Below are 17,285 nucleotides of genomic sequence, written 5' to 3'. Positions count from 1 at the left end.
ATCAATTTAAAATTACAAAATATTATGATATGACACAGTTTAAATTACAGTCTCGGAAAATTGGGCGATCCATCGCGCCGCATGGTAAATTCTGCTAAATATTTTCCGGCATAATCATAATTAATCCTTCCAAATTCGCTCTTTCTGGCAGTTTGAGAAGCCGAACCATTATTGGATTGCTGCGTTGGATTGCTGCTTCCAGCAAATATCTGCGGTAAGACAGTTGAAGCAAAATTGCTTCTATAAGCCTCATCAAAATTGCTATAGGTAGAAGTTTGTTCATAACCTACAAATGCTTTAATACTATGGAGTCCAAATTTGCGCTCATAATGAATTTTGGTCGTCAAATATAGCAGGGAGCCAAGCGATATGTTATCATCCAGTGTAGCTTGATCTACGCCAACGCCCGTCCGACCTTGGGTCAATGCACCGGTAGTAGCATCCTTGTAATAAACAAAGTCCGGTGTCACGAAGGTTTTTACAAAAGTGCTATTGGGATCATAACTACCGCTACCTTCAACGGATAAGCCTTTTACCCAGGGCAATTGCCAATTAAAGTAGCCGGTGCTTTGAAAAGTGTTTACCTTTTGATTCTGATAGCCGGCATTATCATTTACCCAGTTGAGAATGTTTTCGCTTCCTCTAAGTGGCTGAAGCTCTTTGGTGCCCGGCCAGTATGGCTGCCAATTGGGTTGGTAAAGAAAAATATGACTGTTAAGTTCATTAGCGCTCCGATAAGGGGCATCCGTAGACGGATAGTGATTATTATCTACCCTGCCTGCCAAATTCACACCAACCTTTAGATTTTTTGTCACCTGAACATCAATATTTGCCCTAAGGTTATATTGCTTTATATTCTCAGAGCCGTTGTGGTATTGTCCATCTTGGTAGACCTGACCAAAGGAAAGAAAATAGGTTGTCCCATTTTTACCGCCCGAAACAGATAAATTAGCCCTATGTTGCGGAGTCCAATTCTTGACAATAAATTTATACCAATCAGTATTCGGGTAATTGGGATCGTTGCCCGCTTTGTATTTCTGTAGCGCGCTGTCAGAGTAGGCCGGTGACAAACCCTGCTGCGCATTAATCTCGTTAGACACCTGCGCAAAAGTATAAGAATCTGCCATTTTGGGGTTTCTGGTTGGTTGGCTGATCCCCTCGTCATAGGAGAAATTAATTCTAGGTGCAGAACCCGGAGTCCCCTTTTTCGTCGTCACTAATATGACTCCATTAGCTGCCTCCGCGCCATAAATGGCAGCTGAAGCATCTTTTAAAACAGAAATGCTTTCTATATCATTTGGATTAAGTTGCCCGAGTCCGCCTCTTTCTACACCATCAATAATAACAAGCGGAGAGGTATTACCAGTTGTGCTCATACCCCTGATATAAATAGACGGATTATCCCGGCCAGGTTCACCTGTGGAAGAATTGATAATCACTCCCGGCAATTGTCCTGCAAGCGAACTAGCAATGTTGATTGCCGGGCTCTTTGTAATGTCCTCCCCTTTTACTTCCACTACAGATCCAGTTAAGGTCGCTTTCTTTTGAACGCCATAACCCACGACGACAAAATCGTTTAATGCTGATGGCAAAGGATGCAATTGAACATTGAACTGAGTGCGGGCATCTATAGTGATCCGCTCCGTTTTATATCCTATGTAGCTAATGACCAAAGTGCCTGCATTCGGAACATTGTCTAAGGATGCATTGCCACTTTTATCTGTCTTTCCACCCGAGCTGGTCCCCTCGACCAAAACACTGGCATTTTCCAAAGGCGCCCCGGTTGTATCAGAGACGTGTACGACTATGTGTTTAATGGGAAGAATAAGAAAATCAGATTTAATAATTTTCGGATCTACTACAAAGGGCTTTTCCTTAATAACGACCACCTTTCCAATTTTTGAGTAAGTGAGACGAGGTTGTTGTTCAAAAAATCTATGTAAGGCCTCTTCCAGGCTCACATCTTTTAAATTGATGGATACAGGTGACAGGGCCAGTTTCAGCGATGATTGATCATAAATAAAATCGCATCCACTCGCTTTTTCAATACTTGTAATTACTTTTTCAAATGAGGCTTTCTTCGCAGAAATAGTTATTTTCTGACCAGCGGTATTTGCCGACGCTTGCAGGCATATGATAGTCAAAAAAAAGGCTGTTAATTTCATTTTAAGCCATTTTTTGTTAATTGTGACTTGAGTGCCGCCCATTATCGGCTTCACTTTTTTGTCAAAATGATTTAAAGGCATACTTTTGTTTTGTTTGGGTGAAACAATGAATCTTCCTAAAACTTTATTTATTGAGCAATCCAAATTCGCCGAAGGTGCTTGAGCTCACTTTCGGCTTTTTAATGGATAATATCCTATGTGTTAAATCCTAAGGCAAAACAACTATTCTTCCTGCCATTGCTGCATTTACCGGTTCATGCTGAACTTCAAAATGCACTCCCAATTGCTGCAGAATCTTCAAGACATCAGCAAGCGGCATGTCCCTGGGAATTTTTCCCGAAAAAAAGCGTGATCTGAGATTTCCTTTGTAGGCGACGCTAACATTATACCACCGGCCTATTTGATTCATAATGGTCGTCAAATCTGCATTATCAAATTGAAATAGGTCGTTTTTCCATGCAATCACTGCATCCGTATTTACATCAAACTTGAGGTGTATATATTTATCTGCCTGTGCTTGCCAGCCAGGTTTCAATAAAGCAGCCTGATCCCCTAAACGAACTCTTAATGCGCCGCTTAATAAGGTTGTCAATACCTGATGATTTTCTTTATAAGCATTAATATTAAAAGTTGTTCCAATGTCTTCAATAACTTGATTATTTACCTCCACCCTGAAAGGTTGCCGATCATTGTGTGCTACCTCGAAATAAGCTTCCCCTGTAATTGCTACGACCCGCTCTTTGCCGTTAAAAGAAAGAGGATAACGGATAGAGCTTTCCGCATTTAGCCACACTTTTGTGCCATCAGATAAGGTGAGTTGCCATTGACGCCCCCGATCAGTTGTAATGGTATTGTATACCATTTTATTAGCAGCTCCTATGTATTGAAGTGCCCCATTTTTCTTAATAACCTTTACATTTTCTAAAGAGGCCAAATTGCCATTTTTAACGCTATCGAGCCTGATCATTTTCCCGTTAGACAAATGAAGTATCGCGCCGCTATGACCGGGCAATATAGCGCTATTAATAGCTATCGTATTCTGCTGCGCTTTTTTGGAAGGCTGATTTAAAAATAACAAGTAATAAATTCCTGTAAATGCGATGATCACTGCGGCAGCGGCGATTGGCCATTTACGTCGAAGCCAAAATCTCATTTTAGTACCTTCTGCTGGTCGTTTTTGTTTGCGGATTTGTTGAAGAATAAATGCTAAGCGTTGCTTATCGGAACCCGGCGAAGCAGAAGAATGCTGTAGTTGGGTTAATAGCCAATCATTAGCCCAAAGTTCTTGCACAGGGTTATTTAGTCTATAATGCAGCTCTTCTAATTCCGCCGGAGTGGCTTCTGCTTCACTATAACGCTGTAAAAGATACGCTATTCTCTCTTTATTATTCATGTCATCTACTGATTTCTTATAGTAGACAAACCAAATTTGATGTAGAACTAGTGCTATATCAATTTTTTCAATGGAAATAAAACATTAATAGTAAAAACAGCAGGATCTGGTCTTGTTTTTCTATATTAACACGAATGGTATGCAAGGCTTTGACCAAGTGATTACGTACGGTATTGGAGGAGATTTTCATGGTTGCAGAAATCTCGTTATAATTTAGCCCCTGTTCTCTACTTAATTGGTAAATGCGTTTTTGTTGGGGTGGAAGCGCCGCTACAATTTCCGAAATTAAGGCCTCACTATCATGTAAGAGCAACGAGTTGTCTGCATTATAATCATTACTGGATTGCTCATGCATTTGAAGTATTTCCTTTATTTGGCGTTCTCTTAAACTTTTTTTAATCTGATTTAGCGTGAGGTTGGCGGCGATAGTAAAGATATAAGCTTCCATGTTTTGTATCCCTGTCAACTGTTCCCTTTTTCGCCAGATTCTTATGAATACTTCCTGGGTCAGATCAGTGGCAACAGTGTGGTCCTTTACCATCTTTAGCGTAAACATATAAATACGCCTGTCATATCTAAAGAATATTTCAGTAAAAGCCCCTTCATCACTACTTTGTAGTAACGCGCAAAGCTGTTCATTAGAATATAACTTAAAGTCTCGCATCAAATATTTATCATAAAAATGTTTGCATGAAGTCATTTTGAATATGCCCATGACTTAAAAAATTTATTTCCAAGCGGCGAGGCACATATAACCAAAACGGTAGCGCTTATTGAATTTTTGGCCGCATCGGTACAACTTATTTTCTTATGCAGGACACCTGATAATGCTATGGTCTCGATAGGGTGAAAACGATCTTTCAACAACGAATTTACGAAGGTTTTTAACAATGACTATATCAGCGCATATTTTAACCCAATATCGCTGTAAAAGAAATTGAATTCTCACTTTATTAATCATGGCATCTATCTATTTCTCCTAGTAGACAATTCAAAACTGATCTTGAACTAGTCTTAACTTAATTTTTTCCAACAATTCGTTAGCGGCAAGAAATTTAGAATAACATTTTTTTTTGCAATCTCGTCAACCTAAACACGGAAAAAGAGAGAGCCATAAGCTAAACAGATAATTAGGTAGCAATTAGTTTTTTTTACGAAATACTACCATTGCGCATCTTTCTCGTGAGTGATATTTGTTCACTAAATTTACCCACTCGCTTACGGAGTCGATATAATACCCTTTATTATTCTCGTTATCATCAACCAGGTTCTTTACCCTTTTACCTATTTCGTCTTCATACATTTCTTCAAAGTCTTTCGGATCTGATCTAGGAGCAATTACATGCACGTCAAAAATAATTTCATATTTATCGGCCCTTGCAAAATTACCGTAGGGTGTTACATATTGCTTTACTATTCCCACATTTTTAATACTATTGTATTAGAGAATAAAATTAGCTTGTTTCCCCGATGCAATGGCCTTTATAGATGATTTATCCGAAGTTGCACAACCACAGTAAGTAAATAAGTCCGTTAAAATGAACTGATTTTTCTCTACACTTTTTCTATAACAAAAGAGAGAGAGCAAGTTTTTGTATCTACTGCCTACCATGCCGTGTAAGTACCGGACTTTAGAGATAATAGCCTCCTGATCGAGATAAACAGCCTCATACGATTCCTGTGCGTCGTGTCAGCGCTTTGCCTGCGACTTCCTTCAGATTCCTAGTCGCCCAGGACACCCTTGCCGCTCGGCTAATTGTTCCTCTTACCCGACCAATAGAGGTCTTTCCTCCCCAGAAATCCACCATGCAGGTCGCACTATCCAAAAAAGCATCGTGAGAAATTTCACGATGCTTTTTGTTGGTATATATGAATTGGCCAGTGCCAAGAGATTTTATAGACCATAAATGCCGCCAGAGACAGTCACTTTTTCTCCGGTTACCCAACCCGCATCTTCTGAAGCAAGGAATACAGCAACTTTCGCTATATCTTCCGGCTGACCAATACGCCCAAGTGGTGTATTCTCAATCATCTTCGCTTCAAATTCACTGCCTATTATGCCACCGCTGCGTCCACCTTCCGTGTCCACACCGCCGGGTAAAATGGAATTGACACGAATACCTTTTCCACCCAGCTCTTTTGATAATGCAATGGTAATAGCGTCGAGTGCGGCTTTAGTAGCAGAATAGACCGAAGCCGATGCAATAGGTGTATTACTAACGCCCGAACTGATATTGATAATATTGCCGCCTTTTTCGCCAAACAACTTTACGGCTTCACGGGTTGTCAGCAAAGAACCCAAAACATTGATGTTGAAATGCTGATGAAATGACGCTTCCGACACCAATTCAATTGGTGCGAATTGATAAATGCCCGCGTTGTTTACAAGAATGTCTAAAGAACCAAATACCTTCATCGTTTGTTCAAACAGTCTTGTGATATCAGCTTCTTTGGCAACATCGCCCTGTACAGCAATTGCTATACCACCATTATCTGTAATAGCTTTTACGACCGTATCAGCACCCTCCTTGCTAGAGGCATAATTAACAACGACCTTTGCACCTTCGGCAGCAAAACGTTTTGCTATAGATGCCCCTATCCCTTTTGACGCGCCCGTAACTATGGCGACTTTGCTTTCTAATTTGCCCATTTGGTTTAATTTAATTTGATAATTGTTAAATGAAAAAAATTACTGGAAACCGCCACCCACACTTCTATATAAGTTCACAGCAGCAATTAATTGCAGACAATGAGTCGAAGCCAGATTTAGTTGCGCTTGTAGCGAATTGTTTTGTGCAGTAATTACTTCAAGATAATTTGCCATACCGCTTTTGTATAACAGGGATGCGTTATTGGTCGCCTTCGACAAGGTAGCAGCTTGCGCTGATGCTATTTTCTCTTGCTCACCAAGCTTATTCAATTGCACCAAAGCATTAGAAACATCGGTGACAGCGCCGAGGACTGACAGACGAAATTTTATCACCGCTTGTGCTCTTTGACTTTTTGCGACTTCGTAATCTGTTTTTAGTTTTCTTTGGTTAAGTATCGGTTGCACCAATGAACCGCTTACAATTCCGAACAAGGAACCTGGTATATTGAACCAATTACTTGTTTTTAAAGATTCCAAACCACCGTTGGCAGTGATGTTCAGATTCGGATACATATTTGCTTGTGTTATACCGACCTGCTGGTTAGCTATCTCAACATCCATCTCAGCAGAACGCACATCAGGACGATGACTTAACAGCGCGGCAGGAATCCCGATCATTAATTTTTGTGGTATTTGAATAGCCGATAGTCGCGAATACCTGGCAATACTTTCTGGGAATTGTCCGGTAAGCATACTTAAAGCATTTTCCTGCAACGTTAATTTTTCCTGCAATTGGGGAACCAGCAAAGCGACTGTTTCCATTTGTGCCTTCGTCTGTTCCACCGACAAAGAAGTAGATTCACCAGCTTGCTTTAATAACTGTGTCTGCGCTAAAGTATTCTCAGCTAAAGCGAGGCTTGAATCAGCAATACGCAATTGTTCATCCAACATGAGCAAATTATAATATCCATTCGCGATGTCTGTCACCAATTGTGTTTGCACCGCTTTCTTGGCCTCATAAGTTTGCAAATATTGCAGTAGCGCCTCCTTTTTCTGGCTACGCAATCTGCCCCATATATCGGCTTCCCAACTAAGACTGAGTCCTATGCTATAGTCTTCATAATGCTTGCTTCCCGTAAGTCCGGCAAAGCTCCCGTTTAAACTATTTTCTGAGGGACGGTTGTATTGCCCATTTATCGCCCCATTAATGGTTGGCAACTCAAGATTCTTCGCTTGCAACAATTGTTGCCCTGCGATTTCAATGCGCTTAACTGCGAGCTGCAAATCAAAATTATATTGGATGCCTTTTTTAATCAAGGACTTTAAAGTCGTATCTGTAAAGAAGTCCGCCCACGGAATATTTGCAATAGTAGCCGTGTCACTATATGCGACTTCATTATAGTGTGGAGGCAAATTCAAAACAGGCCGTTGATAGGGCTTTGTTACATTGCAAGCAAACAAAGTAATCCCTATTATTGTCAAGAAATAAAACTTGTTCTTGGTGTTCATATGCTTGGATAATTTTTATTGTATAAATATTAAACGAAACTTTTCTTTGTTCGTCATCGCTATACATCGTTTCGTTCAACAAAAGATTTAATCATTTTCATTATTCGTGTATATCAATCTTGCTACTACTGTTTGCATCTTTCTTCCCGACCTTTTCTTGCAAATATTGAAAGATGACGAATAAGACAGGAATCGCAAAAATGCCAAACAGGACACCGGTGAGCATACCCCCGACCGCACCTGTACCGATGGAACGATTACCCAATGCAGAAGCGCCAGTGGCACGCATCAAAGGAATCAAGCCAACGATAAATGCAAATGAAGTCATCAATATCGGGCGAAGCCTTAGCCTGGAAGCTTCCAGGGCGGCGGCAAAAAGAGGCATTCCGCCCCGCCTTCGCTGCACCGCAAATTCAACGATCAAAATCGCGTTCTTCGCCAGTAGCCCGACCAGCATTATCAAACATACCTGCACATAAATATTATTATCAATACCAAATAGATTAATGAACAGCATCACACCGAATACCCCTAATGGAATTGTGGTGACAATGGCCAACGGAAGGATATAACTTTCGTATTGCGCAGACAATAAGAAATATACAAAAACAAGACTCATGATAAAGATGATTGTTGTCTGCGAACCAGCGCTTATTTCTTCCCTTGTCATACCCGTCCATTCGTATCCGTAAGATTTTGGCAACACTTGTGCAGCCGTTTGTTCAATAGCTTTGATAGCGTCCCCCGTACTATAGCCTGGTGCCGGCGTACCATTGATAGTTACAGCATTATAGAGGTTATTTCTGGTGACTGTTTCGGGGCCGTAAACACGCTTGAAGCTGACTAATGCATTGGCCGGAACCATCAATCCCGCTGCATTTTTCACATAGATATTGTCTAAAGATGCCGTATTCAATCTATACTGTGCATCAGATTGCACAACCACACGATAATATTTACCGAATCGGTTAAAGTCATCTATAAAACTGCTTCCGTAATCGGTTTGTAATGTTTGCAAAAGAGCACTAACACTTACACCAAGCTGCATCGCCTTTGCATTATCCACCTCCAGCAGGTATTGCGGATTGCCAGCAGAATAGGTTGTAAAGGCCGCAGCAATTTCTTTGCGCTTCATTAATGCGCCAATAAACTGGTGGGCTGTAGTGTCCAGCTTACCCAGAGAACCATTGCCTCTGTCTTGCAACATAAATTCAAAGCCACTTACATTACCAAATCCCTGTATGGTAGGAAAAGTAAAGAAAAATGCGCCAGCGCCTTTTACTTTTTGCGCAACCTCCTGAGTCATGCTCGCGGCTATCTGGTCAAAACTTTTTATCGGCCCACGTTCGTCCCGCGGCTTCATCCGGATAAATCCGGCACCATAAGAAGATGCATTGGCATTCGTGATGAAGTTTAACCCATCCACCTGATAATGATTTTGTACGAAAGGTTGCTTTTTGACGATGCTATCTATTGCAGCCATCGCTTTATGTGTCCTATCCAAAGAACTTCCCGGGGGCGTATTCACCGCATATAAAAGGAAGCTCTGATCTTCTGTCGGGATGAATCCGGTGGGTGTTTTTTCTATCATAAAGAAAGTAACAGCGGTTACCAATACCAATCCGGATATCGCTACCCACTTTCTTCTAATTAAAAACTTTATAGCATGCGTGTATTGCACTGTCATTGCTTTGAAGCCCACGTTGAACGCCACAAAAAATCTTCCGAAGAATCCCTTCTTTTGATGCGCATTTTCCGCTGTATGAGGATTTTTCAGGATCAAAGCACACAATGCAGGACTGAGTGTAAGTGCATTCACGGCAGAGATTAGAATGGCAATTGCCAGGGTAAATGCAAATTGCCTGTAAAATACACCTGCCGGGCCTTTCATAAAGCCAACGGGAATGAATACCGCTGCCATGACTAACGTAATCGAAATAATGGCACCCGATATTTCACTCATGGAGTGTTCTGTTGCCTTGCGCGCCGGCAAACCTGTTTGCTCCATCTTCGCATGAACAGCCTCCACAACGACAATTGCATCATCGACGACTATCCCAATGGCTAACACCAATGCAAACAAAGTCAATAAGTTGATACTGAATCCAAAAAGTTGCATAAAGAAGAAGGTCCCGATTATTGCGACAGGCACCGCAATTGCCGGTATCAACGTAGAACGAAAATCCTGCAAGAAGACAAACACAACGATAAATACCAGGATAAATGCTTCCAGTAAAGTCTCTATTACCTGATGAATAGAGGAATCCAAAAAGTCTTTTGAATTATAGATTATGGTCGTTTTGAGTCCTTTTGGTAATCCTTTATTAAATTGATCCAACTGTTTCTGCGCCAGTGTAAGAATATCATTGGCATTGGAGCCGGCTGTTTGGAATATGGCGACACCGGAAGTAGCGTTACCATTCAACCTGCTGTTAGAAGAATAGCTATAAGAACCTAGTTCAACACGCGCCACATCCTTCAATTTAATGACAGAGCCGTCACTGTTCGCTTTGATAATGATATTTTCGTATTCGGAGGGCGTATTGAGTTTTCCTTTGTACTTCAATACATATTCAAATACCTTACTACTTTGTTGTCCCAGCCGCCCGGGGGCTGCTTCCAGGCTTTGATCTTTAATAGCATTGTTTACATCCTGGGGCGAAAGGCCATAGGCGTTTAGCCTATCAGGCCTTAGCCAAATGCGCATAGAATATTCCCTGTTACCAAAAGGCTGGGCCTGCCCCACCCCTGGTATCCTTTGCAATTGCGAAATAAGATTTATCTTGATATAGTTTTGCAAGAATGCTTCATCATAGCTGGTATCGCTGCTAGACAAGGCAACAAACATGATAATACTATTTTGCTGTTTCTGCGTAGACACGCCCGCTTGCACCACTTCCTGCGGAATCTGGCTCATCGCTTTTGACACCCTATTCTGTACATTAACCGCGTCAATGTCCGGATCGGTACCTTGTTTAAAATAAACGTTTAAAGTCATGCTTCCGTCGTTGCTGGAGTTGGAAGTCATGTAGGTCATGTTTTCCACCCCATTTACAGCCTCTTCAATAGGGTTCGCTACGGAACGCGCAACGGTTTCTGCACTGGCGCCTGGATAACTCGCAGTCACCTGCACCGTTGGTGGCGCAATATCAGGAAACTGTGTAATAGGCAAAGTAGTCAAAGAAATCAGCCCCAGCAGTAGTAATATAGCCGACACGACAGTAGAAAGAACCGGTCGCTGAATAAATTTTTTTAGCATAAAAAAATATCTTTTTGTTTTATTAGAGATAGATAAATAGCAGGCATAGAATTGGCTGTGCGAAACCAATTTCACACTGTGCCACGATTAGCAGGTCGTAAACACTTTTTCATTATTGCCTCCCTTAAAGAAATGGATCCTTGACAGTTACTGCACCGGAGAAACCTTTAACAAGCTGTCCATAGAAATTTGCCTAGGTTGAATCACCGTACCATCCGAAAGCCTTTCAAATCCTGCATAGACGATTTTGTCCTTAGGCTTTACACCATTGGTCACCACATAATAGTTTCCGGAATTTTCCGCAATATCAATTTGTTTACTCGCCACTTTGTCACTGTCATCCACAACGAAAACGTAGGTCTTATTCTGAATTTCGAAAGTCGCTTCCTGCGGAACAATCGTTCCATCCACGGCTTGACCAGCGATACGAATTCGGCCGGTATTACCTGAACGCAACAGCCCGTTTGAATTCGGGAATACTGCCCTAAAACTAATGGCCCCCATATTCTTATCAAACTGTCCTTCCACTATTTCCACCTTACCTTTTTGCGGATAGACAGAATCATCAGCCAATAAAAGTGTTACTGGCGGTATATGCGCAATCTTTTCAGCCAAAGTATTTCCTTGGACCGAAGAGCTGAAATGCAGAAAATCTATTTCGCTCATGGAGAAGTAAACATATATTTGTTTCGTTTGGGAGAGCACCGTTAGCGCTTGGGGCGAATTTATTCCCACCAGGCTTCCTGTCTTGTAGGGGATACGTCCGATATAGCCATCTGCAGGTGCCTCAATCGTAGTAAAACCAACATTGATATCCGCAGAAGATACGGCAGCTTGTGCAACCGCTACATTCGCTTTAGCCTGCGCATACTGAGCCTGGGCAGATTGAAGTTGAACCGTAGAAACAACATTGTTTTTTACGAGTGGCAGCAATCGGTCCACGTTTATTTTTGCACTTTGCAGCGCCGCTTTAGAGGCAAGCAAATCTGCGTAGGCACTCTTCTTTTGCTCGTTGTATGGTCTGCTGTCTATTTTAAAAAGGACTTGTCCTTTATGAACATAAGCACCTTCATCCACGAAGATATTGGTTAAGATTCCACTTACCTGCGGACGGAGCTCAATGTCCTTACTACCCTCCAAAGAAGCCGTAAACTCCTTGTATGTATGAACGTTTTCACTTTGTAATGCCAGCACCGGCAATATCGGGGGCGGCATGGAAGAGGTTTGATTGGCGGACGATTTTGAAATGCAACCTGATATAGCGATCATTGAAATAGCTATCAAACCCAGCAAGTATTCATTCTTATACTTTTTCATATTTCCCATTGTTTGTGTTTGTTTATTTTTAATAGTTAAAACTTAACATCGTTAGTATTTATAACATCGTTAATTAATAAAGAAAAAAAATCCTATAAATTTTTAATAAATGAAGTCACCGAATCGTTCATTACTTTCTTATTGAAGGTGGTATCTATGTCCGAGTCACGCATCAGCATAATAGAAATTAAGCCGTGCAATACGGACCAGAAGGCATAGGTTTTAAAACAGAGTTCGCTGGTATCAGAATCTTTTTGGAGCATGATCTTCTCAATGGCCTCCGCTACAAAATCCCTAAAGGTGTTCACTTCCGGCTTCATTTTTCCCGCACCGCAACATGGTATACCTAGTCCATACATTAACTGATAGTATTCCTTATTTTTAAATGCAAAGTTCCAGTAGGTATCGGCATAGGCTTTTAGCTGTGCCTGTGGTTCCGCATGTTTCTTTGCTGCGATTTCAAGGAGCTTTTGCAGCTGACCAAATGCCTCTATAGACAAATCATATAAAATAGCCTCCTTATTTTCAAAATGTCCATATATCACGGGCGCGCTATACTCTATCGCGTCTGCAATCTTACGCATAGAAAGTGCCTGCCAGCCTTCTTCCTTCACAATCTTCCATGCGACTTCCAAAATATTGGACTTTACATTTTCTTTATGTCTGATTTTTCTTTCCGCAATACCCATAACCTATTTTTTTTCTAACACCGTTAGCAAAATTAAGCGCGTTTATTCATTTGACAAAAAATATTTTGAAAAAAAAAGAATTTCACTCAAATTTCTCTATCCCAGACAATCCACAAATGCTAAAAAATAAATGTCAGCTATAAGGACACATGTGTTTGCGAACTTTGTTTCTCAACCGCTATAAATTCATTAGAAAAAACGCTATAACCTTCTATGTTATAATCCCTCCTCTCCAGACCACGAATCGTAAAACCAATTATTGAATCCAGATAAGTGGGTATTTAACGGGAAGATTTCTGATAACTTCTTCGTTTTTCGGATGATGGTTAAGGTTTGCCCAGGTGTCGAACCAATTTGCTTTATCAAAATGAATGGCACCAAATAATAGAGCTGGTTGCGCAACAGGCCACTGCTTCCAAAACATCACATCCGGTTTTAAAGTCCACTTAGATTTATCGGCAATAAATGGGTACAAATATTCAATCCCTTTTTTGATATTCTTTCCGTCTGTGCTTTGGTAATCCCAAAGATCATTTTTCTTAGTAGATATAATTTGACAAATGGTTACCATGGCATCTAAATTAAAGATAGAATAGCTATAAGGTTTTGTACGGGCCAATTCTAAGGGAAAGCTTCCATTTTCTGCCATTTGGTTAGGTAAAAGCACTGTCTTAAAACGATTGCTACAAAAATCAAGGACAGCTTTATTACCGGTCAGTTTTGCAAAACAAGCCAATTGCATTACATAGCAAGTTCCGTGATTGTTTTTTTCTTTCATTTCATCTTTTCCATATTTACTTGTCATCAACCAATGAATGTATTGAGCAAACCAATCTTTCACACCCTTAACAAGGACGGAGTTCATGTCTTTTTCCATTACCAATGTGCCTTGAGCTACTTCCATTAAATGGACCCCATCAATTACTCCAATACTCCGACCGGTATATAATCCCTTTATGGCTTGAGCAAATTGAAGATTTGGATTCATTTTGCTATCCTTATCAATAAACCATGCATTTAATTGCTTCTCTGCCTGTACTAAGTACTTTTTATTACCGGTAATTTTATAGGCAGAGGCTAATGCACCTATCACTCTACTAAAGCGAATAAGTGCCAATCGATGTGCAACAAAATTATTGGGGTTAGTTTCTCCGTCCTTTCGTATGTATGGCCCGGAAGTATCTGTAGGATTGGGCCACCAATAATCACCTTCCGAATAAAATTCGTGCCTGCCCCCTTCACTTCTTTTCGCTTTATAAGCGGTGATAGTTATGGGCTTTAAATATAGATCGCTATCTGCTTCCCTTAATATTTCCTTGCGCAAAATCTTAGCCGCAGATGCTTTAAATGACCTAGATACGTCAGTCTGTGCAAACCCAACATTGGAAATGAACACTATGCAAAAACAGCACAGGCATCTCGCTAAAAAAAAACAATATCTCATTTATTTTGATTATAAGGTTGTGAAACTAGTAGGTATTCCCGCCGAAGCCACACTAAACATGCTCTTCCCCTCATTTAGCTTAACTTTTATAATGGCCCTTCCGTTATACATTTCTACTACCCGAGATCCGGAAGAAGTACCCAAATCATCAAGTAAATCTCCATCGCCTGTTAATCCAAAACGAACTTTATTTCTCGCATCTAAACACAATATATTTTTTGCATCGCATAATTTTGCTTCAATGGTCGCCGTATCATTTTTAATAGCCATTACTTTAAGTAAAAGCCTTGAGGGTTTGCCCCATTTTGCCGTTTGATATTCTTGTACAATCTCATCACTCACAACCGTATTACCCTTTTGAGCAATTACTTTAAAATGATGCTCACCCCCGGTCAATGGAACCAGCCAGCGAAGTCCGGAAGCCGGATAATCCTGCGTATTTCTTTTTCTGATTCCCCAACTTTTATCATCAACAAAAAGTTCTGCTTGTGTACAATTGGAATATACCTTTATCGTCTTTTTTGCCCCTTCGTCTCCCCAACGGACCGGCCAGGAATGCCCATAAATATGAACCATGGGTTTACTGCTCCAATAAGACTGAAAAACATAATAAGATTCTTTGGGAGTCAGATCACGTTGGACGACACCCTTTGTATTTACATACGCAATAGGATTGTCAGGCCGCAATGGTGTCGCAAAATCTTTAAATATCCAGTAAGCACTTCCCGTAAGCCAAGGCATATTTTCCTGTTCCTTTAAATACCAGTCTATTAAATCACACTGATATGTTTCCGACCAATCACCATCTTTTGACACCCGGGCTTCCCCACCGGTCAATGAAGCATCGCCTGTTTTTTCTGCAACGCCATTAGTAGTCGATACTTCTCCTATATTTTTATAAGGATTCTCAGCATGACGACCTGCAACGCCATCAGCACCCCATTCGGCATGAAAAAAATGCTTAACCCTTTCCATTTGTCTTTTCGAAGCAGTGCGATATTGCGTATATATTCCACTATACCAACCCGCCCATATTGACGGAGAGTAGAGATCCACAATATCTCTACAAAAGTCACAACGACGGATGGCCGTTACCCTGCCAGGGTCCAATTGATGAGATAAGTTATTCAGATCTTTTAAGAAGCTGCGAATACTGTCCTTATAATATTGGGGGAAATCTCCCGGCCAATCAATTTCATTACCGAGACTCCATATAATAATGGAAGGGTGATTGTAATGCTGCATAATCATATTAGTGAGCATACGTCTTGCCTGTCCCCTGTAAACTGAATTACCCAGGCCGCCTCTGTTCCATGGAATTTCCTCCCAAACCAATAGGCCTAAGCTATCGCATAAGTTTAAAACAAAGGAAGATTGCTGGTAATGCCCAAGACGGATAAAATTTACGCCCATATTTTTCATTAATTCAAACTCACGGCGAACCATTTCGTCAGTCTCTGCAGCGCCAACACCCGCCCAGTCTTGATGGCGATGTGTTCCTCTTAATAAAAGCCTTTTTCCATTCAGTAAGAATGGACCATGGGTGATAAACTTAAAATACCTGAAACCAAAATGTATAATTCTTTCTTCGTCACCCTCATTTGTGTGCAACAGAATTTTAACTGTATATAATTTAGGATCAGTGGGCGACCATAAAATAGGTTTTTTTATCGCCAATGAAGCAAAATAATTTAATTCAACAGGTAATTGCTTTGACATGTTGCTCACTCTTTTACCATAAGGGTCATATATTTCAACTTGCAGGTTCGCCAGACCTATTTTAGACGAGTCATAAAATGAAGCGCTTAAAGAAACCTTCCCGATTTTTCCGTCTTCCTCTACAATAGGATTTACGTGAAATTTATTTAATGAAATAGCGGGTACATATTGTATTTCAACATTTCTGTATAAGCCTCCATAAATAGTAAAGTCAGCCATATCAGAAGGTATCATCTCCACGTCTCTTGAATTATCGCAGCGAATTTCAATAGGAATTTTTCCATGAAAGCGTTTGCTATCTGGCGACTTTAAAAAATCATCTATTGCGCGCGTCATATCCACAGTCCATTGATCATAACCACCTACATGGGAGCCAACCTTAGTCATAAAAACATATACTTCTGTTTTCTGTCCCGCACCTTCAAAATGCAATAATGTGCGTCCGGACTTATAGGGGTTATCAATAACCAATTGTGTTCGATACCATCCGGGGCCCTCGTAATAGTTCACATCCGGGTCAACAGCATCCCTCGCATTAAAACAGTGTGGAAGAGTGACTCTTTGCCACAATGGAACACTTTGCGGATCTCCAGGTTGATAAGGTCTAACGGCTTCCCAAACGCTTCCCAAATCTTCTTTTAAAAACTCCCAATTTTGCGTCAATCGAATATGCTCTTGTGCATTTAAGTTCGAATAAACAGACTGCAACAAAATAAAAAGGCTAAAGATCCTGCATATAATAACACCGGCATTATTTTTCATTCTTTTAAAATTAGAATAGATAGATCTACGTATAAGACCTGCATTTTTAAATTATTCTTGTAAGAAAAAGCTTCTTAGATGAACCAACAATAGCAGCAAACGTTTAAGAAAACGTTTGCTGCAGATGATAATCAGTGTTCCTACCTGATCCTGATGCAACAATTCAAATTTCTGTAATAATGATCCACCTCAGTGGCCTTAATTTATTTGAACTGGTCTTCTATACGCTTGTGAAAATATTCCTACCGTATATTCGGGTGTCTGATTAAGGGAAATATCAATATTTATGGTCCGGGAACCGGGCATAGAACTATTTAACAGCTTTACATAAATAGTATCATATGCCGCCTTTGCTTGTGGGAACTTCATTGTAAAAACACTGTCACCCAATTCTTGCAACGTATTACCATCTTTGTCCACAATATTAAAGTCCTGACC

The 17,285-nt window shown here is 40.6% G+C and carries 12 protein-coding genes; all 12 read right to left on the bottom strand.

All coding sequences use genetic code 11. The annotated features are described in order from the left end of the window. Positions 1-44 precede the first annotated feature (44 nt). Complete coding sequence (locus ACQR30_RS03485; protein ID WP_429731311.1) at positions 45-2,165, bottom strand: SusC/RagA family TonB-linked outer membrane protein; 2,121 nt, start codon at positions 2,163-2,165, stop codon at positions 45-47. A gap of 208 nt (positions 2,166-2,373) precedes the next feature. Then, positions 2,374-3,558 carry a FecR family protein gene (locus ACQR30_RS03480; protein WP_429731308.1) on the bottom strand — a complete coding sequence of 395 codons (1,185 nt, stop codon included), beginning with the start codon at positions 3,556-3,558 and terminating at the stop codon, positions 2,374-2,376. A gap of 67 nt (positions 3,559-3,625) precedes the next feature. Next, positions 3,626-4,273, bottom strand: coding sequence for an RNA polymerase sigma factor (locus tag ACQR30_RS03475; protein WP_429731305.1), 648 nt, complete (start codon positions 4,271-4,273; stop codon positions 3,626-3,628). Between the two features lie 426 nt (positions 4,274-4,699). Further along, positions 4,700-4,981, bottom strand: coding sequence for a hypothetical protein (locus ACQR30_RS03470; protein WP_429731303.1), 282 nt, complete (start codon positions 4,979-4,981; stop codon positions 4,700-4,702). A 471-nt stretch (positions 4,982-5,452) separates the two neighbouring features. Further along, a complete protein-coding gene (locus ACQR30_RS03465; protein WP_429731300.1) occupies positions 5,453-6,208 on the bottom strand; it encodes an SDR family NAD(P)-dependent oxidoreductase in 756 nt (251 codons plus the stop codon). Between the two features lie 39 nt (positions 6,209-6,247). Beyond that, a complete protein-coding gene (locus ACQR30_RS03460; protein ID WP_429731298.1) occupies positions 6,248-7,657 on the bottom strand; it encodes an efflux transporter outer membrane subunit in 1,410 nt (469 codons plus the stop codon). 100 nt (positions 7,658-7,757) lie between these two features. Then, a complete protein-coding gene (locus ACQR30_RS03455; RefSeq protein ID WP_429731295.1) occupies positions 7,758-10,916 on the bottom strand; it encodes an efflux RND transporter permease subunit in 3,159 nt (1,052 codons plus the stop codon). Between the two features lie 147 nt (positions 10,917-11,063). Further along, positions 11,064-12,233 carry an efflux RND transporter periplasmic adaptor subunit gene (locus tag ACQR30_RS03450; protein ID WP_429731292.1) on the bottom strand — a complete coding sequence of 390 codons (1,170 nt, stop codon included), beginning with the start codon at positions 12,231-12,233 and terminating at the stop codon, positions 11,064-11,066. Positions 12,234-12,325: 92 nt separating this feature from the next. Then, entirely contained in the window at positions 12,326-12,922 is a 597-nt protein-coding gene (locus ACQR30_RS03445) for a TetR/AcrR family transcriptional regulator (protein WP_429731289.1), read from the bottom strand. Positions 12,923-13,178: 256 nt separating this feature from the next. Further along, positions 13,179-14,246, bottom strand: a complete 1,068-nt coding sequence (locus ACQR30_RS03440; protein ID WP_429731287.1) for an alginate lyase family protein — start codon at positions 14,244-14,246, stop codon at positions 13,179-13,181. A 129-nt stretch (positions 14,247-14,375) separates the two neighbouring features. Then, complete coding sequence (locus ACQR30_RS03435; protein ID WP_429731284.1) at positions 14,376-16,847, bottom strand: glycoside hydrolase family 2 protein; 2,472 nt, start codon at positions 16,845-16,847, stop codon at positions 14,376-14,378. Positions 16,848-17,045: 198 nt separating this feature from the next. Next, positions 17,046-17,285 (bottom strand): hypothetical protein (locus ACQR30_RS03430; protein ID WP_429731281.1); only part of this gene is annotated, 240 nt, incomplete at its 5' end.

The sequence above is a fragment of the Arachidicoccus sp. genome, from assembly GCF_050436765.1.
In the GTDB taxonomy this organism is placed as follows: domain Bacteria; phylum Bacteroidota; class Bacteroidia; order Chitinophagales; family Chitinophagaceae; genus Arachidicoccus.
The sequence above is the reverse complement of the archived record's forward strand: the minus strand, read 5'-3'. Positions and strand labels throughout refer to the sequence as shown.